Annotated in this window: 13 protein-coding genes; 6 read left to right on the top strand and 7 right to left on the bottom strand. The window is 51.4% G+C overall.

What is annotated here, in order from left to right; all coding sequences use genetic code 11:
- Window positions 1-192 precede the first annotated feature (192 nt).
- Window positions 193-1,002 (bottom strand): glutamate racemase, encoded by an 810-nt coding sequence (murI, locus tag AC0KH7_RS11480; protein WP_472373538.1) that lies wholly within the window; start codon window positions 1,000-1,002, stop codon window positions 193-195.
- Between the two features lie 350 nt (window positions 1,003-1,352).
- Between murI and AC0KH7_RS11475 the strand changes: the two genes are divergently transcribed.
- The 6 genes from AC0KH7_RS11475 to AC0KH7_RS11450 all read left to right on the top strand — a co-directional run bounded on the left by AC0KH7_RS11475 (window position 1,353) and on the right by AC0KH7_RS11450 (window position 7,142).
- Window positions 1,353-2,642, top strand: a complete 1,290-nt coding sequence (locus tag AC0KH7_RS11475; protein WP_472373536.1) for an MFS transporter — start codon at window positions 1,353-1,355, stop codon at window positions 2,640-2,642.
- A 174-nt stretch (window positions 2,643-2,816) separates the two neighbouring features.
- On the top strand, window positions 2,817-4,232 hold the full coding sequence (locus AC0KH7_RS11470; protein WP_472373534.1) for a cytochrome ubiquinol oxidase subunit I: 1,416 nt from the start codon (window positions 2,817-2,819) through the stop codon (window positions 4,230-4,232).
- Window positions 4,232-5,230, top strand: a complete 999-nt coding sequence (gene cydB / locus AC0KH7_RS11465; protein ID WP_472373532.1) for a cytochrome d ubiquinol oxidase subunit II — start codon at window positions 4,232-4,234, stop codon at window positions 5,228-5,230. The genes AC0KH7_RS11470 and cydB overlap by 1 nt, the downstream gene beginning before the upstream one ends.
- Window positions 5,214-5,345, top strand: a complete 132-nt coding sequence (locus tag AC0KH7_RS11460) for a hypothetical protein (RefSeq protein ID WP_472373530.1) — start codon at window positions 5,214-5,216, stop codon at window positions 5,343-5,345. Before cydB ends, AC0KH7_RS11460 begins: the two co-directional genes overlap by 17 nt.
- Window positions 5,346-5,441: 96 nt before the next feature.
- Entirely contained in the window at window positions 5,442-5,978 is a 537-nt protein-coding gene (locus AC0KH7_RS11455; RefSeq protein ID WP_472373528.1) for a DUF6790 family protein, read from the top strand.
- Between the two features lie 6 nt (window positions 5,979-5,984).
- The gene (locus AC0KH7_RS11450) at window positions 5,985-7,142 is read left to right on the top strand and encodes an NnrS family protein (protein ID WP_472373526.1); all 1,158 of its coding nucleotides are present in this window, start codon (window positions 5,985-5,987) and stop codon (window positions 7,140-7,142) included.
- A gap of 113 nt (window positions 7,143-7,255) precedes the next feature.
- Here the strand turns inward: AC0KH7_RS11450 and AC0KH7_RS11445 are convergent, their stop codons facing one another.
- The 6 genes from AC0KH7_RS11445 to AC0KH7_RS11420 form a co-directional block, all read right to left on the bottom strand.
- A complete protein-coding gene (locus tag AC0KH7_RS11445; protein WP_472373524.1) occupies window positions 7,256-7,804 on the bottom strand; it encodes an SgcJ/EcaC family oxidoreductase in 549 nt (182 codons plus the stop codon).
- 178 nt (window positions 7,805-7,982) lie between these two features.
- The gene (locus AC0KH7_RS11440; RefSeq protein WP_472373522.1) at window positions 7,983-9,299 is read right to left on the bottom strand and encodes a SulP family inorganic anion transporter; all 1,317 of its coding nucleotides are present in this window, start codon (window positions 9,297-9,299) and stop codon (window positions 7,983-7,985) included.
- Window positions 9,300-9,454: 155 nt separating this feature from the next.
- Window positions 9,455-11,905, bottom strand: coding sequence for a YbcC family protein (locus AC0KH7_RS11435; RefSeq protein ID WP_472373520.1), 2,451 nt, complete (start codon window positions 11,903-11,905; stop codon window positions 9,455-9,457).
- Complete coding sequence (locus AC0KH7_RS11430) at window positions 11,902-13,455, bottom strand: NADH-quinone oxidoreductase subunit L (RefSeq protein ID WP_472373518.1); 1,554 nt, start codon at window positions 13,453-13,455, stop codon at window positions 11,902-11,904. The genes AC0KH7_RS11435 and AC0KH7_RS11430 overlap by 4 nt, the downstream gene beginning before the upstream one ends.
- Before the next feature lie 220 nt (window positions 13,456-13,675).
- Window positions 13,676-17,569 (bottom strand): transporter substrate-binding domain-containing protein, encoded by a 3,894-nt coding sequence (locus tag AC0KH7_RS11425; protein WP_472373516.1) that lies wholly within the window; start codon window positions 17,567-17,569, stop codon window positions 13,676-13,678.
- Window positions 17,541-18,587 carry an HD domain-containing phosphohydrolase gene (locus AC0KH7_RS11420; RefSeq protein WP_472373514.1) on the bottom strand — a complete coding sequence of 349 codons (1,047 nt, stop codon included), beginning with the start codon at window positions 18,585-18,587 and terminating at the stop codon, window positions 17,541-17,543. Before AC0KH7_RS11420 ends, AC0KH7_RS11425 begins: the two co-directional genes overlap by 29 nt.
- Window positions 18,588-18,614: the final 27 nt, after the last annotated feature.

The raw sequence follows: 18,614 nt of genomic DNA, 5'->3' as shown, positions 1-18,614 counted from the left end.
CGCCTAGAATAAGTGAACTTTAAATCCCGCAGAATCTCAAACTGATTCAGTCAGAGGTTCCCTAGGGAAAAATAAATCGGAGGATAAATGCATCAGGTGATTCCGATTAAGATTTAGCCTATGGAAATAAGCACCGAGTTTCAAGGGTGAGATGGCATTTCAAACGTTTTGTCAGGGTTTGTAATGATTTGCTTAGAAGGATTTGATTTGCAGGCGGTGTTCGGCGTCATGTCCCCACAGTGCGGTGACTTGTTTTTGGAACAGGGGTAAATCGCTGTTGCTCCAGAATTCAGCGGTGGTTGGGTGTGTTTGTGCGGTGGGTTGAGAGAGTAGGTTTTCGGCTTCCAGGCGGCGGGCGACTTCTTTGGCGACGGCGGTTTCGGTGCTGATGACGGAAACGCCCAGGCCTGCCACTTGTTCGATGATGGGCGCAAGGTGGGCGAAGTGGGTGCAGCCGAGGATAATGGTGTCCGCGCCTTTTTCAAGCAAGGGCTGCACATAATCTTCCACGGCTTGCACGGCATCTTGGCCGCTGAGTTGTAGAGATTCCACCAGCCGCACGAGTTTTGGGCAGGGTTGGATTTCCATCTGCACGTCTCCGGCGACGCGTTTTGCCAGTTGGTTGAAGGCATCGCTGGTGAGGGTTTTTTCCGTGGCGAGCACGCCGATGACCCCGGTTTGGGTGTGAATGGCGGCCGGCTTGACGCCCGGTTCCACACCGATAAACGGCACGGCGTGACGTTCGCGTAGGGTTTTGATGCTGACCATGGTGGCGGTGTTGCAGGCCACGACAATGGCTTTGACGTTTTGCGCCAGCAGGAAATCGGTGACGGCCAGCGAGCGTTGCAGAATATAGTCTTCGGTTTTTTCGCCGTAAGGGGTGTGTAAGGTGTCGGCGACATAGACAAGGTTTTCGTTGGGGAGCAATGCGCGGATTTGACGGGCAATCGGTAGGCCGCCGATGCCGGAATCGAATACGCCGATGGGTCTGGGTGTTGTCATATCGTTTTTATTGTTCAGAAATGTCTTGCCGACTGTCTGGCTGGTTGTGCGAAGCCTTATTGTAATCCATTCCCGCGAGATTGCACTCGGCAATTGCGAGGGCGAAGCCTAATTTTTGCGTAAAGATGCTAGAATGTTTTTACGAATTTTTCAAATCTCGCCCGTGTGTAATGATGATGTACAAGCGGGCGATTCAAAACGGTTTCAAGGCCGTTCAAAGGTTTGGCCGTTTGGGCCTGTCTCGTGAGTGTCTGTCGAATGGGTGCTTATCTTGGTGTTTCTCTTCCGTGATGACGGTGGTTGCATGGCACCTTTGAATCCGGCAAACAGCAAATGGAAAGGACAATTGGATGAAGTGGGCAAGTTTTAAGCGTTTCGGTTCGCCGTGGTTTTACGGTTACGGTTTTCAGGGCATAGTGGTGTTGGGCATTGTGCCGATTCTGATGCCGTTGATTGTATCGCAACACGCTGGCGCGTCCACGGCCGGGCTGGTGGTGGCGAGCTTTTACGTGGGCCAGCTGCTCGGGCCGCTGGTGGGCATGTTGAGTGACCGTTTTGCGCTGCACAAGCCGTTGTATTTGTCCGGGTTTGTGTTGTTGGGCGGGGCGCTGGTGTTTTTTCCGTATGTGCAGGACACGACCTATTGGCTGATTCTAGCGTTTTTGCAAGGCTTCGGTTCGGTGGCGTCTAACACCGTGGCGGGGATTTTCATTGTCGAACGCTATGAAAAGTCGGAATGGGACGAACGCATCGGCGTGATGCAAACGCTGTACGGTGTCGGGCAGGCGATTGGTTTGGCGGCGGCGGCGCTGTTGTTTTCGGATCCGACGGTGGCGTATCTGCTGGCGGCGGCCTTGATGATTCCGGGGATGCTGGTGGGGTATGCGTCGATTCCGTCAATGCGTAAACAGAAAGCCGACCCAAAATTACGCGGTGAATTCGAGCATAAACGCCATCTGCCGTTTCGTTCGCCCATGGTGCTGTTGAGCAAACTGGAATTGTCTTTTCATCAGGCGATTTTGAAGATTCCGGCCTTGTTGACGTCGCGCTTCGGGCTGTTCATTGTCGGTTGGTTTTTCATTATGCTCGGTAACTGGTTGCTGTATAACCTGTATCCGCTGTTGATGCGTTCGGTGTTTGATATGAATGCGGATGTGTCCTCCGTTTATAATGCGCTGGGCGCGTTAATCGGCATTTTTCTGTATGCTCCGGCGGGGATGCTGGGCGAAAAAATCGGTGACGGCAAAGTGGTGTTGGCGGGCATCTTGGCGAGCTTGGTCGCCGTGGGGTTGATGGCGTTTTTCGCCTATTTCAATTTCCACGGCTTAGCGTTTTTCATCGGTGGTTTGGCGTTTGTGTTGATTCCGGCGTCCTGGTCGCCGTTGATTGTGGGCGGCACTTCCTGGAGTGCGGAACTCAGTTCCCTGTCGCAAGGTGAGGCGTTGGGGATTTTCAACTCCACCACCGCGTTGGCGTGTGTCATTTCCGCGCTGGGGGCCGGTTACATTGCCGAGTTTGTTGGCTACAAAGCGATTCTGTTGGTGTCGCTGGCGTTTACGGTATTGTCGTTGTTTGTCATTCTGCGCGTCATGGCGACGGACGCGGAACCGACGGAAACCGCTGCCGCCAAGGCGTCTTAATCGATTCAAGACGTCAAGTTCCGAAAATATCCAGGCCTGGTGAAAACCGGGTATTCCGCCGGTTGGTACGCGCCGGTTGTTGATGGGGTTAAGTGATAAAATTTATACACTTACTATCTGTGTAATTTTGTACTAGAATGTGCGTACCTCCTCCAATCAGCTTCAGGATGCCTTATGGAACTCGATGCCGCGATTTTGTCCCGTATGCAGTTCGCCTTTACGGTGAGCTTTCACATTCTTTTTCCTTCCATTACCATCGGTTTAGCCACCGCCATTGCCATTTGGGAAGGCCTGTGGCTGAAAACCCGCAACCCGGTGTATTTTCAATTGGCGAAATTCTGGATCAAGCCGTTTGCCGTGACCTTCGGTATGGGCGTGGTCAGCGGCATTGTTTTATCGTTTGAATTCGGCACCAATTTTTCCGGTTTTTCCGAGAAGGTCGGCCCGGTGCTGGGGCCGCTGCTGGCGTATGAAGTGCTGACGGCGTTTTTCCTGGAAGCCGGGTTTCTCGGCGTGATGTTGTTCGGCTGGCAGCGTGTCAGCGAGCGATTGCACTTTTTCGCCACGGTCATCGTCATGCTGGGCACTTGGTTGTCGGCGTTTTGGATTTTGTCGGCCAACTCTTGGATGCAGACCCCGGCGGGTTATGAGTTGGTGGACGGGCGTTTTCAGGCGAGTGATTGGTGGGAAGCGGTGTTCAATCCATCCATGCCGCACCGCGTGGCGCATATGCTGCTGGCGGCGATGCTGACGGCGTCGTTCATTATCATTGCGGTGAGTGCCTGGCATGTGTTGCGCGATAAAACAGCGCTTTGGGCGAAGAAAAGTTTGTCGATGGCGTTGTGGGGCACGCTAGTCTTAGTGCCGTTGCAAATTTTTGTTGGCGACGGCCACGGCTTGAACGTTAAGGAATATCAGCCGGTGAAGTTGGCGGCGATTGAAGGGATTTGGCCGGAACACGAGCAGCCTTTGCCGTTGGTATTGTTTGCCTGGCCGAATATGGAAGAAGAACGCAACGATTACGAAGTGGCGGTTCCGCATTTGGGGTCGCTGATTTTGACGCACAGCTTAGATGGCGGTGCGCAGGGCTTAAAGTCGGTGCCGCCGGAAGATCGCCCTTATGTGCCGATCGTGTTTTTTTCGTTTCGAGTGATGGTCGGCATCGGTTTCTTGATGTTGTTTGTGAGTCTGTGGGCCTTGTGGTTACGCCGCAAGAACCGTTTGTATGAAAACAAGCCGTTTTTGACGGTGGCGCGCTGGATGTGGCCGGTGGGTTCCATTGCGACCTTGGCGGGCTGGTATGTGACCGAAACCGGCCGACAACCCTGGTTGGTGGAAGGGCTGGTGCGCACCATGGAGGTGGCATCGCCGTTACCGGCGGAAAAGGTGCTGTGGTCTTTGAGCACGTTTGTGGTGTTGTACGGCAGTTTGTTGCTGACTTATTTGTATTTCATGCGTAAATTGTTGCGCAAAGGTGCGCCGTCGCTTGAAGCGCTGGAGTCGCAGTTAAATGCGCCGGATTTGCCCGGATATGCCAAGGCGCTGGTGAAGCAGGTGGCCGACAAACCAACCGAAGGGGAGGCGCGATAATGGAACAGGAATTGGCGTTATTTTATTTTTTGGTGCTGGGCTTCGGCGTATTGATGTACGTGATTTTGGATGGTTTCGATTTGGGGTTGGGCGTGCTTTACCCTTGGCTTGACGGCGACAGTGAGCGTGATACGGTGATGCGTTCCATTTCGCACGTATGGGACGGCAATGAAACCTGGTTGGTGTTTGGCGGTGTGGTGCTTTTTGCGGCCTTTCCGACGGCCTATGCGCACCTGTTGTCTTCTTTGTATGTGCCATTGGTGTTGATGCTGTTTGGGTTGATTCTGCGTGGCGTGGCGTTTGAATACCGTTTTAAGTCGGTGCGTTCCAGACGCCTTTGGGATGCCGCCTTCTTCGGCGGTTCCACCTTGGCGGCGATGTGTCAGGGCATGGTGTTGGGCGCCGTGGTGCAAGGCGGTGACATGGTTGGTGAGGTGTTTGTCTTGCATTGGTTTACGCCGTTTACCATCTTTACCGGTCTGTCCGTGGTGGCGGGTTATGCTTTGCTGGGAAGCTGTTATCTGGTGTTGAAAACCCGTGGGGATTTGCTGATGCGAGCGGCGCGATTGGGCCGTCGTTTGGTGGTGGTGATGATCGTGAGTTTGGTCATTGTCAGTTTGTGGATGCTGTACAGCAATGAATGGGTACGCACCCGTTGGTTGGAAGGGTTGAATGCCTTGTATCTGTTGCCGATGCCGGTCTTGAGTGCGGTGTTCGGTTTTTGGTTGTATCGCACTCTGGATGGCAATGAGTGCGGCGCACGGCCTTTCTGGTTGGCGGTGGGCTTGTTTGTGATGAGCTTTGTCGGTTTGGTGGCCGGGCTCTTTCCGTTTCTGTTGCCGCATCAGATGACCTTGTGGGAGTTGCACGCGCCGGAAAGCACCTTGTGGTTCACCCTGCCGGGCGTCTTGATTTTCTTACCGTTGGTATTAGCCTATACGCTTTGGGGTTATCGCATCTTCGCGGGCAAGGTGGAAGATTTTGAAGAAGGTTACTGAGGCCAAGTCGAAATCGTCCTGGCGCTGGTTTGTTGGTTTGTACCTTGCCGGCGTGCTGGTGTTGCTATTGGTGACGCTGTTGCTGAAATGGGCTTTCGGTTTTTTGGTTGATTGAGCGTTATCGACGTTATCCTAAAATGGCCAGGCCTGGCCATTTTGCTGTCTAAGCCGCCCGTCTGATAACTGGCCAAGGTGTTCAAAGGAGAAGACAATGGCGCAATCTTATCTGTTCTATATCGTCACGGTGATGTTTCTATTGCCGGTGTTATCGGTTTATGCTGAATTTTATTTCACGCGCAAGCGTCGTCAACAGACCCTGCAAACCAGTGCTTTTGCTTATACGGCCGTGCTGTTCAAATGGTTTGTGTTTTGGGCGGTGGGTGTACGTTTGTTTTCCGCCGGATTGAGTCAGGTGTTTCATCCCGAAATGACGGCGTCGATTCTGAGCTTGCCGGTGGCCGCGGATGTCATCGTCAAAGAGTTGGGCTTGGCAAATTTGGTGATGGGCACGGCCGCCATCGTGAGTATATGGGCGGTTTCCTGGCGGCCGACGGCCGCGTTTACCGGGGCCCTTTATTTGGGGGTCGCCGGTGTCTTGCACTTGATGCGGCTGCCTCATGGACTCAGTCATAAAGAAAGTGTCGCCATGGTGTCGGATTTGATGATTGCCGTTCTGGTGATGCTGTACTTACTTTGGTTGTGGCGACAGCACCGATTGTCCGTTTCCAATCAACGCCACCGCGAATAACCAAGTATGTTCTTTTTCGATCGCGCTTTCCGCGCATTTTTTCTGGGTGGCAGTCTGTTCACCGGCGTGGCGATGCTGATATGGTTTTGGCAATACCCCGCGGCGATGACGACCTTTTCCGGCATTCCGTCGATGTATTGGCATGCGCATGAAATGGTCTTCGGTTATGCGTTGGCGACGGTAACGGGTTTCTTACTCACGGCGGTGATGAACTGGTCACGGGAGAGTTCGGCCTCGGGCTGGCGTTTGGCTTGGGTGTTTGCCTGTTGGGCCTTGGCGCGAATCGGTTTTTTGCTGGATTGGCCGTTGATTTGGGTGGCGACGTTCGATTTGCTGTTTAACCTTGGATTGTTGTGGCTGTTTATCGGGCCGGTGTTGCGCCAAAAATTGTGGCCGCAAATGGGACTGGCCTCGAAATTTGCCTTATTGTTGGCCGCCAATGGCGTGTTTTACGCCGGAGCGTTTAACTGGCTGGATAACGGCGTGCACCTGGGGGTGATTTTCGGCTTGTTTCTGGTGCTGGCAATTAACTTGACGATGATGCGCCGTTTGATTCCGTTTTTCACCGAAAAGGCGTTAGGTTTGCCGGAGAGCCTGCAGTCGAAACGGCTGGATGCCTTGGCGCTGGTCGGGTTTTTGGCGTTGATGGTGGCGGCGGTGTTTTTCCCGCAGCACTGGGCGACGAGTTTGATCGCGTTTCCGTTGGCGGGGGTGCATTTTGTCCGGTTTAAGGCCTGGTATCATCCGCGTATCTGGTCGGTGTTATTATTGTGGCCGTTGCATGTTTCCTATGGGTTTATGATAACCGGGATGGTGTTGTACGGATTGGTCGGCCTGGGATGGGTCAGTGAATCGATTGCCTTGCATGCGCTGGCGGCGGGGGGCATTGGTTTGTTGTGTTCGTCCATTATGGCGCGCATTTCGTTGGGGCATACCAATCGGAATGTGTTTGAACCGCCGAAAAGTTTGGTTTGGGTGTTTGCCATTTTGGCGGCCACTGCCGTATTGCGGGTGGCGTTTCCGCTCTTGTTGCCGGAGTACACGGTTTGGTGGATTCAGGCCAGCCAGTTGGGTTGGAGCCTGGCCTTTTTATGGTTGACGGTGTTGTACCTGCCGATTCTGGCACGCCCCAGCTTGAAGCCAAGCAGCGGCATTTTGCTGTAACCGCTGTCGTTTGAGCCAGGCCGATACTTCGTCCAATAAGGTGCTATCCAAATTAAGGCGCAATAAAGTGTCGCATTTCTTTAAGTTGTGGCATTATCTGAGCTTATCCAGCATCAAGATTCTGGCATCATCGAAGAATGATGGTGGATGATTTTCCAATCGCCATGACGAAACTCATACACAAAGGTGTAACGGGCGGGCACCACACTTTTTTGCCCGTCTTTAACCACTTCAAATTCGTAGACACCCGCATCCGTCAATTTATTACACCCTTGTTTTAAATTACGTGATATGACGGTGCCATTCGGCTTGGATTGCAAAAAGTGCTTAAAGTAATCTTCAATTTCAGCCGGGTTGATACGCGGAACATTAGATACTGTCGGCAACAACACCGCATCGTCCCAATATAAATTGGCGACCGACTTGGCATTTTCGCTCAGCAGAGCCTGGTTCCAGCGCTGAAATAATTCCTTGGCTAATTTTTCTGAGGATGGCGCACAACTGCAAGATTCATTGGCATAGGCGGTGTCCACCGGCGTTTTTAGATTGCGTTGAGTGACCGCACGGTTTTTTTGTTTTGATTGGAAACCGCTGACACTGACTTTTTGTTGGCCATCCCACTCAATTCCCACCGTACCGCTGATTGGATAAGGATCCTTCATAATAATTTCCTTTTCAATGAGAGCTTTTCACGAGATAGTTACACGAGTAAAAATGGCTAAAATCCGTCTGATTTTTGTTGAAAAACTGGCTAATAGCTAGCTATTAGCTGCCTTTTCCGCCTCAATCAGCCAAATTTTCTCTCATTTTTTCTTCGCGTCCTACTCGTGCAAAGCTCTCTCAATTTAATTCTTTATCGTCTTCTTTAAATTTTTTGAAATAGTGACGGAGAATCGAGCCGGTTGGATGGCAATCAATTTTCTTAAAAATCACATAATAAATGAGTGCATGAATGACCAGAGTAATGATTAAGCCTTCGAAAATGCCGACTTTAAAAACCAAAATGCCACACAGTGTGGCCAACAGCAAAGCATAAGGGCCATGTTTGGCAATGTGCAGTAACCCCAGCACCATTTTGATGCCGACAAACGTCATGATAATCGCCAATGCAAAATAAGGCAGATGATCCAAATGGTGCACATTAAAAACAAAAAAAGTAATCAGTAACCCAATGATCAGCACCGATAATTTGGTGTAAGCGCCCGCCAAGCGATTGGTAGACGATTTCGCCAAACCGTCCAGGTTCGTCATGCCGCCAAAGAAGGACGCCCCCATATTCGACACCCAAATCGACAGCAGTGAATTATTGGAATTACAGGGGCGTTTCAGCGGATCGATTTTTTCAATGGCGGCGTTACTCATCACTTGCTCAATCACATCCACCACGGCCAGCATCATCGCGAAGAAAAAGGCATAAAGCCACAGCCACACACTGTCAAAGTTGGGAACCGGCAAACCGATATTAAACTCAATGTCTTCGACCTTGAGCATTTTTACCTCCACAAAGAAGGCGGCCATAATGCCAAAGACAATCAGTGCAAAATAAGGCAATGCCGGTTTGGTGTCCTTAAATTTTTGAAACAGTCCCAAAAACAACAAAACACCGACGGCGGATAACGCAATCACTTGCATACGCGATTCCGTCCAGAAATCTTCACTGGCGGCCACTCCGACCGGTAGCATCCATAAAAACGGCAGAAATTTCAGGGCAATTTTTAACCCAATGCCGGCCAATAAACCTTCAACCAGGTAACCGGGAACGGCCATAAGCAAATATCGCTGCCAATTGAACTTCCAAATCAATGCCTGAAAAGTCGCCGTTAAAAAAATGATAAAGGCCATGTTTTCGATGCCGAAGGTGGCAATGCCCAAGGCTAAAATCGGTGCTAAACCTGCGGCAATCCCCGGCGCGCCGATAAAGTTTCCTGGGCGAAACCAGGCAAATAAAAAGCCAATGAAAGAGGCAAATGCCACCGTCGCGAGGCCGACCTGAATCGGGTAATCCGACATTAAAGCGATGCCGATGGACAAAGGAATCGCCATGGTTGCGGTAATCACGCCAGCTTGCAGGTCTTGTAAAGCGTATTCCTTGCGAAAGGCCGCCGAACCTATATTCGATATTTGGGCATTTTCGGTGTTAATGTTTTCCTGCGCCATTTGTTTTTTAAACCTTTTGATTCTGAAAATGCTTAAATGCAATTTGCATTTAACCGCCTGGTTATCCCAGTTGAGCAAGCGGGATATGTTCGCCACGTCGCCGGGCTGTTCAGATGAAAACCATCAGGCCTGGTGGTTTTCATGATGACTCTCTTTTAGTTATGATGCGCCTGCCAAGTGTGCTTAATAAACCTTTCAACGCTGCCATTAGAGTCCCAACGGAAACAGTAGAGCCATTCGTTATCAATGAGTTGTTGGACCACGTCATTTTCGGACGTCACTTTTTCAATGAATGCTCGCGGCGCGTCGATGTAGACACTGAGGCGAAGCGGCTCGTGCATCCATTTTTCACCATCATGCAATGATTGCATTGGCAAACCGATGCGTAAATCTCCGCCATTCCCTTCAAACACCCCGATGCAGCCGTCCACCACATTGTGCAGAACTTTGTTGCCGCTGCCATAGGTGTGGTTGTCGCAGACCGACGCGTAGTATTGTAGGTTGATCCAGTTGGTGACCACCATTGGAGCGGTCATGATTTGGGTCAGTAAACTGGCGTCCGGGTCCTGTGAGGCTTCATAATCGTGCAGGAAGGCACGACCTTGCAGGTTGATGCCACGAGTACGCCAACGCGGTGCCACGATAAAGGCGGCGTTGTTGGATAAGCCCCACTCCGGTCGGACTTGCGACCAGTCTTTGGCGCGACGTTGAATCGATTGATGCAAGGCTTCACCATGTAAGTGGTCGAGCCCGAGTCGCGTGGCACGTTCCTGACGAGACAATTCGGTCGCGCGCGTCAGCCAATTTTCAATTCTGCCGTTGGTATCTTCTAAGCCAAAACAGGTGAATTCATCGGTTGTGGTATTGTGCATGGCGGCCACAAAACGGGTTTGAACGGGGATGTCGATGCCTTTTTCCTGTAAGCCGTTCCGTACCTGCTCATCATTCAACAAAAATGCCAATACCCTAACATTGACTTCGCCGGTTTGTCCCCCGCAAGCGCCGCAGTCCAATCCGGCGGCATGGGGATTGTTGCAACTGGAACTACCATGTCCAACCAGCAGCACCGTTTCAGCCAAGTTGTGATCCAATCCTAATCCATGCAAAATGCCGGCGGCCAATTCAACCTTCTTTTGAAGCGTTAAAGGCGATTCGTTTTCCGTCAACTCAAATTCATCGGTGGCGGGTAAGTGGTTGATCGGATGCTCATGTTCATGCGGAAATAAACTGTTTCGTAGCAATTTAAAGGCATACATTAAGCCGGTTGCTTCGACCATGCTGAACGTGGCCGGTGGTGCTTGCCCCCATTCGATCCAGCGGGCCTTTTTATTCAGTTCCTTGCGTGTTTTTGCATCGGTTTCTTCGCCAACGGCCGGCCGGACCTGAATGCCAGACTTTAATAATCCGGGCAATTGTGGTCGAGACACATCGGTGCCAACGGGATGATATTCAATCGGTAGCCCGAAGAAACCCGCGAACCCAAGGGTTTCTATGCCGGCATCCTGTGCTTCCAACGCACGCCGAATGATTTCCGAGCGTACGTCAATGCAGAAAGCGGCTTGTAACGTCGGTGTTTTTCCGGCGTCGCTTTGTTCGGCATGGGGTGAGTATTTCAGTTGTTGATGCAATGTCGATTGATAGGCGATTTCCGCGGCCCGTTGCCAAATCCAGGATTTTTCCTGCGAGTTTTGATGGTTCTGGATCAAGTCGTGCACGATGGTCATCTGGTGGCGCCACATGACTTTCAATTCGTTGAAAACGGCTTTGTCGGTTTGCTTTTGATGGCGCCAAAGGACCCACTCCCAGGCCATGCGAATGGCGAGCAGATCCAGCATCAAGTCGTTGTCGTGACCGTTCAGACGGTCCTGCCACCGCAGATACGCCACCCAAGAGGCCCAACCGTTGATGTCCAGCAAGAGGGCATGACCGTATTCGGCGGCTTCATCTTCCGATAAGCGCAGGCCGACCATAGCTTCCGCCAAGAGCGCTTCGGCACTTTCCGGCAGGTCGTTGAACAGGTTGGTTAGGCCGTCTTCGGCCATGAGAATTTCAATCCCCTTGTCTTGACGGGTGGTGTTGAGCCATTCGAGGTAGAGGCCTTGATAAATGTCGGCATAGGATGCGGTACCCAAGTCTTTCTGACGGAAAAAGTCCGCGCAGAATTGGCTGATCTGGTGGGTTATTTCATCCCGCCAGGCCATTTTGTATTTACGGTTGGGGCCGCTGTCGACGAAGTCACTGATGTTGTGCCAGTGGGTTTGGTCGTCTTCATTGAGCAAATAGCGCTCCAGGATTTCCACGCTGTAATCTTTGCCGAACTCGGCGATGGCCGCTTCCAGATGCTGCGGTTGCAAGGTTTCCATCCAAATTTCTTGAAAATAGGCTTTTGGCATGACGCAGCTGGCCTGTGTCAGGGCACTGAGGCGGGCGGAGACTTGAGTGATGTGTTCGTCACGCATTTCCCACCAAGGGTTGACGGCAATCAGCTCGTCAAGCGGCCAAGTGGGGGCAATACGGCTGCAAGCCGCTTGCAGGGAACGTCGTTGATTGTCAGGAAGGCTCGGCCTTAAGGCCGTGGCCTGGAGAGTCATGTTTTCAGCCATCATTGGAAAAACTCCTCTTTTGGAATCTGAAGTTTTTTGGGTTTCAATCGAACCGGTAAACGGGTTGGGTAGATCCGCAGATTGAGACGCGTAATCCATTCGTCGAGATAAAATCCGGCATAAAAGGCACGACGCGCTTTGATGACAAGCGGGTTGTCGGTGTGGTAGCGCAGCAGCAGGTAGCCCGCCATAAACAGGATAATCAAAAAGCCAATCCACGCATCACCGGCCCAGCCGACGCTGGTGGTCATGGATGGTATGAATAGATGGGCCCCGGCTTTTTGCAAGCTGTAAGCGGCAATCAAGATGGCACCCAGCGTGATCATGCTGATGGCGGAGCTGGCGTTGAGTCGTCCTCGACGTTCGGCGATGAGCAGCGTCAGGGCAATGGCGAACAATAACCATGGGCTGTAAGGGCCTTCCAAATCCAACAAGGTGACTAAGATGGCGACCAGTGCCAGTGAGGCCAACCCAGCCAGAATCCATTCGACTCGGCTGGGCGGCACCGCTTGTGACAGGCGGCGCTTGAGGCTGGATTCGACTTCGGAACCGGAGTTCAGGAAGGCGTAAGCTTTGTAGCACGAGTGGGCGACCAAGTGCAGCAGGGCCAGTTCGAATAACCCCAAGGCGCATTCGACCAGCATCAAGCCCATTTGCGACATGGTGGACCAAGCGAGACGCACCTTGACCGAAGCGCGGGTCATCATGACCAATGCGGCCAGCACGGTGGTGATGCCGCCGACAACGAGCAGAACCCATTGAGCGATATCGGAAACCACGATCAAAGGCGCGAAGATAATCAATAGGAAACCACCCAGGTTGATGATGCCGGCGTGCAACAGCGCGGAAACTGGCGTGGGGGCTTCGACCACTTGAATCAACCAGCCGTGCAACGGCAATTGGGCACACTTCACCAGCGCGGCCAACGCGACCATCAGGGCGGCGACTTGATCAAGATGGGTGATGCCGTTCAAGTCGATGGCACGATGGATGTCGGTGATGAGCCAGGTGTTGTGCTCGTAATGCAGAATCAGGATGGCACTCAACAGACACAGTTCCGCCACTCGGGCAAAAATGTATTTCTTGTGGGCGGCCAGCACGGCTCGTTGGCGTTCCGGGTAGAAAATCAACAATTGGTGCAAGCTCAGGCTGATGGCGATCCAGGCGGTCATCATCAACAGCATGTGGTTACTGATGACGACCATCGCGACACTGCCCAGTGTGATCATCAGCCAGCGTAGGTAGCGTTTTTCTTCGTCTTTATTTCCGGCCATGTAAGCGCTGGAATACCGAATATTGATAAAGGCGATGAAGCTGATAAGGCCGAGCATGATATAGGCGACCGGCGAATAGGTGATCCAGCTTTCGGTGGTTACGACCGGCGCGACATTGAAACGTTCCAGCAAGCCCAATACGATCACCAGAGTGAGTGCGCTTAAGCTGATAAGGGTGGCCGCTTTCCAGCGGGCACGTTTTTCATTCAGTAATGCGCCCAGAAAAAAACCGAGCGGAATGAGTATTAATAGCCAATTTCCAATCCAGTGACCGTCCATAGGACACTCCTTTCACAAATACAGTTGAGGGTGACGACATGGTGATAATGTTAGGAGAGATGCTTAGGAAAGAAAAATTGGGAAATTAAATGCGACCTATAGACTGTATCGCATGTATGGTGGCGTCAAGCTTGATTCTATAAGGGGTTTGGGGGGAAGGTAAAAAAGCCGGAAATTGGCCAGGCCTGGTCTTTTTAGGGGGAATCAGGCTGAAAACGCATTAGTTTGGAGAGTCGTTCAGCGCTTTTCGAAGCGCGATTTCGATGCTTGGATACCGTTGCAGTCCGGCCTGAATGCCTGGAATGTCGAAACTGTCCAACGCTTCCAGCAAGAAGGTGGCGAGTTCGTCGAGCTGGGCACACTGGTATTGGTCGGCCAGTTCACGGCATTGCTCTGCAAAACGTTTGATGTCGTCGATGTTGTTGGTTTTAAGGGCTTTTTGGTATTTGGGTTGCAGGCTATCGAGTGCTTGCAGAAATTCGGTCGGGTGCTGTTGAATCAGCTCATTGGTGATTGGGCGCTTGGCGGTCGGTTCCTTGGTTTCAATCGCTTCGTAGTCGTGCGGTAAAAAATGGCTCAGGGTTTGGTACAGGTCGGACTTTAAAACCGGTTTGCGCAGGTAGTCGTCGAAGTGTGCGCGTTTGGCTTTTTCTTCTGTGTCTTCCATGACCGACGCGGTCAGGGCGACAATTGGCAAATCTGGCTTAAAGGTTTTAATGGTTTGTGCCGCTTCGTAGCCGTCCATGACCGGCATGCGGATGTCCATCAACACCAGATCAAATGGCTCTTGGCGGCAGAGTTTGACCGCTTCGGCGCCATTTTCGGCTTTGGTGACGCGAACGTTGCTATGGTCGAAATTGTGTTCAATCAAAGCGCGGTTATCTTCTATGTCGTCCACAATCAGAACCGAAGCCGGTTGGAAGTGAATGCTTCCTTTGGAGGTATTGGGTTCAGAGTTGTCGTCGGTCTGATGGCGAATGGAGGCGATGTCGACACTCGGTAGAAGGATGCCGAAAGTGCTGCCTTTACCCGGTTCGCTTTCGAGGTTGATGTGGCCGCCCATCATGTCCACCAAGCGTTGGGTAATCGATAAGCCGAGCCCTGTTCCACCGAATTTGTGTGTATTCTGGCCGTCCTGTTGTTCGAACACATTGAAAATCCGCTTTTGTTGTTCCGGCGGAATGCCGATGCCGGTATCCGAGATCTCTATCAGGATATCGAGTTTGCTGAGATGTTCCAGAACGTTCATGGATTTCACCGACAATTTGATGTGACCGGCATCGGTAAATTTAACGGCGTTACCGAGTAAATTGAACAAAATTTGCCGAAGGCGAACCGCATCCAGCAGCAGGGCATCCGGTAGGTTCGGGTCGATTTCCACCAAGAAGTCCAGGCCTTTTTTCTGCATGTTCATGGCAAATATCTGACCGATTTCTTTGAACAGATCGTGGGGGTTGATGGCCTGTTTTTGCAGCGTCATTTTGCCGGCTTCGATTTTCGACAGGTCAAGGATGTCGTTAATCAGCATCAATAGGGTGTTACCGGCGGATTGAATGGTGCGAATGAAGTTTTTCAGGCGTGGCTCGGTTACCTGTTCGTTCAGCAGTTCGGTAAAGCCGATAATGGCGTTCATCGGGGTGCGTATTTCGTGACTCATGTTGGCGAGGAATTCCGATTTGGCACGGTTGGCGGCATCCGCCTTTTCTTTGGCTTCCTGCAGCAGGCGTTCTTTGTTTTTGAGTTCTGTTTCGGCCGCTTTGCGCTGTTTGATTTCGCGTGCGAGTTTGCGGTTCCAGTAGAAGAACATCAGGACAACGGCCAGGAAAATACCGATAACTTGTATGAATAAAATGTAATCGAACTTGGGGGCGAATTCGATTTTGGTCCAACGATCCAGGATGGCTTGTTTTTGTTCCTGAGTGAGGCTGTCCATCGCCAAGCTGAGGAGTTGGTGCAGCTCAGGCTTATCTTTTGACACAAACAAGGTGACCTGCATGAACAGGTCGGTTTTGCCGACAATGCTCAAGGTGTGAAGATTGTCCTGTTTGATCAAGTAGCTGGCTTTGGGCAGCGACAGTAACGCCGCGTCGTAACGACCGATGGCAACACCTTCCAGTGCTTCCTGGGCCGAATTTACCGGTTGTAAATGATAGGTTGGATAGGTGCGTGTGATGGTGTGGCCGTAACCATAGCCTTTGACAAACGCGATTTTTCGGCTGCGAAGTTCGGATAGTCCGCTGACAAAGTCGTTGCGGCCTTTCATGACAATGACAATCGGGCTTTTCAGATACGGCGAAATGGGCCGATAATGCTTGGCTAATAATGGATCATCAATGTCCCCGGAAATCACGTCCAGGGCATTTTGCTGCGCGAGTGCCAAGGTTTCCTGCCAAGTCGCCGTCGGATAGGGTTGAAATTCAATTGGAATTTTCTGTTCAAGGGCTTGGAGAAAGTCGGCGACAATGCCGACATACTGCCCCTTCGAAGTAAAAGCCTCAAAAGGCCGCCAATCGGGTGAACCCCCGAAAGTGGCAATTGGGTGCGCATTCAGCCAGGCCTGCTGTTTGGGCGTGATGGATATTGATTGTGACGAGGGGAGGTTGTTTAACCATTTATCGTCAATTTGCTGTTTTTCGGAAGGGTTGATGGCGGCCAGCGCTTTGTTGAGGATGGATTGCAGTTCCGGCGCATTTTGGCGAATCATAAAGTGCAATGACTGAGTGGCTTGTCTGGATGAGCGGAAGGGTTTGATATTGTGGATGCCAAACTGCGATAGGGTATAGGATAAAACGGAATAGTTGTCGTAAAGCAGTTGTGCTTTGTCTTCGATGACGGCATCAATGGCTTCGTTTAAGGTTTGGGTTTCCAGAAGGTTGATTTGCGGATAATGTTGTTTTAAATAGTCGAGCTGAGCGTATCCTTTCGGGATGGCCAGCGTGAGTCCATTTAAATCGTCCAGTTTTTTAACGTCAAGGTCCTGACGGATAAAGAAATAGGTGAGCGTCTTGAAATAAGGCGAACTGAACAGCGCGTATTGACGGCGGCGGTCATTGATGAAGGCGGCGGGAAGTAAGTCCACCTCTCCGCGTTTGATTTGGTCGAGGTTGCTTTGCCAAATGCCGGTTTTAATGTCGAATTTCAAACCGGTCTTTTTCGCGATGAGCGTCAGATAATCATTGGCGATGCCTTGGTAATCGCCGTTGAGGTTGACGAAATCGAACGGCGCCCAATCCGGCTCGCCGACCACTTTAATCACAGGGTGTTTCTGAATCCATTTACGTTCCGCGTCGGTCAGGTGGAGTTGGTCGGAACGGGAGACGAGAAACCAACGGTTGAGCACGGCATTTTTTTCACTTGGTTGGATATCATTGAGGGCTTTTTGGATGATGCTGAAAAGAATGGGTTGGTCTTTATCGATGGCAATGGCGGTTTTGGTTTGGTATTCGTTGGCTTTGGCGAGAATATCGAGGTTGGTCAGATAGCGGTGCTTGATGAGGTAGGTAGCGACCGCCAGGTTACCGATGTAAACGTCGGCTTGACCGAAAGAGACCGCTTCCAGCGCTTCCAGATTGGATTGTTGCGGCCGGAACTGAAAATCCGGGTGGTTTGTCTTGAGCCATTCGTGCAGATAGGAATTTTGGTTGAGAGCAATGGTTTTGCCTTTCAGGTCATCCACTGACTCGACCTGTTTTAAAGCGCTGTCATTGCGCACCAGTATGGCCAATGGCATACGGGTATAAGGCGTGGTGAATGAAAAATATTTTTGACGTTCAGGGGTTTTGACAGCGCAGGCCAAGCCATCCAGTTTACCGTTTTTGGCGGCTTTTAGGATGTCGGCCCACACCCCGGAACGGACGTGGATGGTCAGTCCTGTTTTGTGTTCGATCAGCTGCAGAATGTCGGCAGAAATACCGGTATGACGGCCTTGTTCGTCATTGAATTCGTAGGGTGGCCATTGATAATCGGCACCTAGAGTGATTTCCGGGTGCTGTTTCAGCCAGCGGGTTTCTTCGGACGTCAGGTTCAGTGCATGCGCCGTGCCAGCCCAGAAAACCCCAAGCCAAATCAGCCAGCGCCAAAAAACGTTAAGTTTGCGAAATACGGATGAATTCATCAAGGTGCTCTGTAAAGATGTCCACGAGCTGGGGGTCAAATTGAATGCCTTTTTGTTTGATAATGTATTCCACCGCATCGTCAATAGGCCAGGCGTCTTTGTACTCCCGTTTGTGGGTCAGGGCATCAAACACATCCGCCACACTGACAATGCGGGCATAAAGGTGAATGTTTTCTCCGGCCAGGCGGTTGGGGTAGCCGGTGCCGTCCCATTTTTCATGATGCTGTAAAGCGATTACAGCGGCCGCCTGAATGAATTTGCGTTTGGAAAACTTCAGCATGTCATAAGCGGCCGTGGTATGAGATTTGATAATTTGAAACTCGGCGGGGGTTAATTTACCGGGCTTATGAAGGATTTCCAGTGGGACGGTCATCTTGCCGATATCATGCATCGGAGCGGCGTGGTAAATGACCATTTCGTCGTCGGGAGACAGGTTGGGGTGGTAATAGGCCATATACTTAGAGTATTCCGCAACCCGACGAATGTGTTGACCCGTTTCATCCGAAGTGGATTCCATCAGTTCGGTCAAAACAAAGATGATTTCTTTCTGATTTTCTTCCAATTCAGTGGCGAAACGTTTTTCGCGATGGGCGAGGTTTTTCTGGAGGGTGAGGTTGTTTTGTTTGAGGAGCTGTTTGGCGGCGGAGAGTTCGAGGTGGTTTTTGACACGGGCAATGAGTTCTTCGGCATGGAAAGGCTTGGTGATGTAATCCACCGCACCGAGCCGGAATCCCTGGCTGACCGAGTCGATGTCGACTTTCGCGGTCAGGAAGATAATGGGGATGTCCTGCGTTCGGGCTTGTGATTTCAAGCGCCGACAGACCTCGAAACCGTCCATTCTCGGCATCATGACATCCAGTAGGATCAGGTCAAAGTCGTTTTCCTCGATCAGCGATAAAGCTTGTTCGCCATCCATGGCGAAGGAGAACTGGTAACCTTCCTCCTTCAGTATGCTCATGGCGACCTGAATGTTTTCCGAAACATCGTCGACGATGAGGATATGAAACCCATATTGCATTGTCAGCTCCGTGTGAAATAACGGCTT

The sequence above is a fragment of the Hydrogenovibrio sp. genome (assembly GCF_965140365.1).
Classification (GTDB): domain Bacteria; phylum Pseudomonadota; class Gammaproteobacteria; order Thiomicrospirales; family Thiomicrospiraceae; genus Hydrogenovibrio.
Note: the sequence above shows the minus strand (reverse complement) of the source record. Positions and strands in the feature narration are given on the sequence as shown.

What these genes read in the sequence shown, in the direction of transcription:
- murI (WP_472373538.1), bottom strand. Translation starts at nt 1,002, where the DNA reads ATGACAACACCCAGACCCATCGGCGTATTCGATTCCGGCATCGGCGGC.
- AC0KH7_RS11475 (WP_472373536.1), top strand. Translation starts at nt 1,353, where the DNA reads ATGAAGTGGGCAAGTTTTAAGCGTTTCGGTTCGCCGTGGTTTTACGGT.
- AC0KH7_RS11470 (WP_472373534.1), top strand. Translation starts at nt 2,817, where the DNA reads ATGGAACTCGATGCCGCGATTTTGTCCCGTATGCAGTTCGCCTTTACG.
- cydB (WP_472373532.1), top strand. Translation starts at nt 4,232, where the DNA reads ATGGAACAGGAATTGGCGTTATTTTATTTTTTGGTGCTGGGCTTCGGC.
- AC0KH7_RS11455 (WP_472373528.1), top strand. Translation starts at nt 5,442, where the DNA reads ATGGCGCAATCTTATCTGTTCTATATCGTCACGGTGATGTTTCTATTG.
- AC0KH7_RS11450 (WP_472373526.1), top strand. Translation starts at nt 5,985, where the DNA reads ATGTTCTTTTTCGATCGCGCTTTCCGCGCATTTTTTCTGGGTGGCAGT.
- AC0KH7_RS11445 (WP_472373524.1), bottom strand. Translation starts at nt 7,804, where the DNA reads ATGAAGGATCCTTATCCAATCAGCGGTACGGTGGGAATTGAGTGGGAT.
- AC0KH7_RS11440 (WP_472373522.1), bottom strand. Translation starts at nt 9,299, where the DNA reads ATGGCGCAGGAAAACATTAACACCGAAAATGCCCAAATATCGAATATA.
- AC0KH7_RS11435 (WP_472373520.1), bottom strand. Translation starts at nt 11,905, where the DNA reads ATGATGGCTGAAAACATGACTCTCCAGGCCACGGCCTTAAGGCCGAGC.
- AC0KH7_RS11430 (WP_472373518.1), bottom strand. Translation starts at nt 13,455, where the DNA reads ATGGACGGTCACTGGATTGGAAATTGGCTATTAATACTCATTCCGCTC.
- AC0KH7_RS11425 (WP_472373516.1), bottom strand. Translation starts at nt 17,569, where the DNA reads ATGAATTCATCCGTATTTCGCAAACTTAACGTTTTTTGGCGCTGGCTG.
- AC0KH7_RS11420 (WP_472373514.1), bottom strand. Translation starts at nt 18,587, where the DNA reads ATGCAATATGGGTTTCATATCCTCATCGTCGACGATGTTTCGGAAAAC.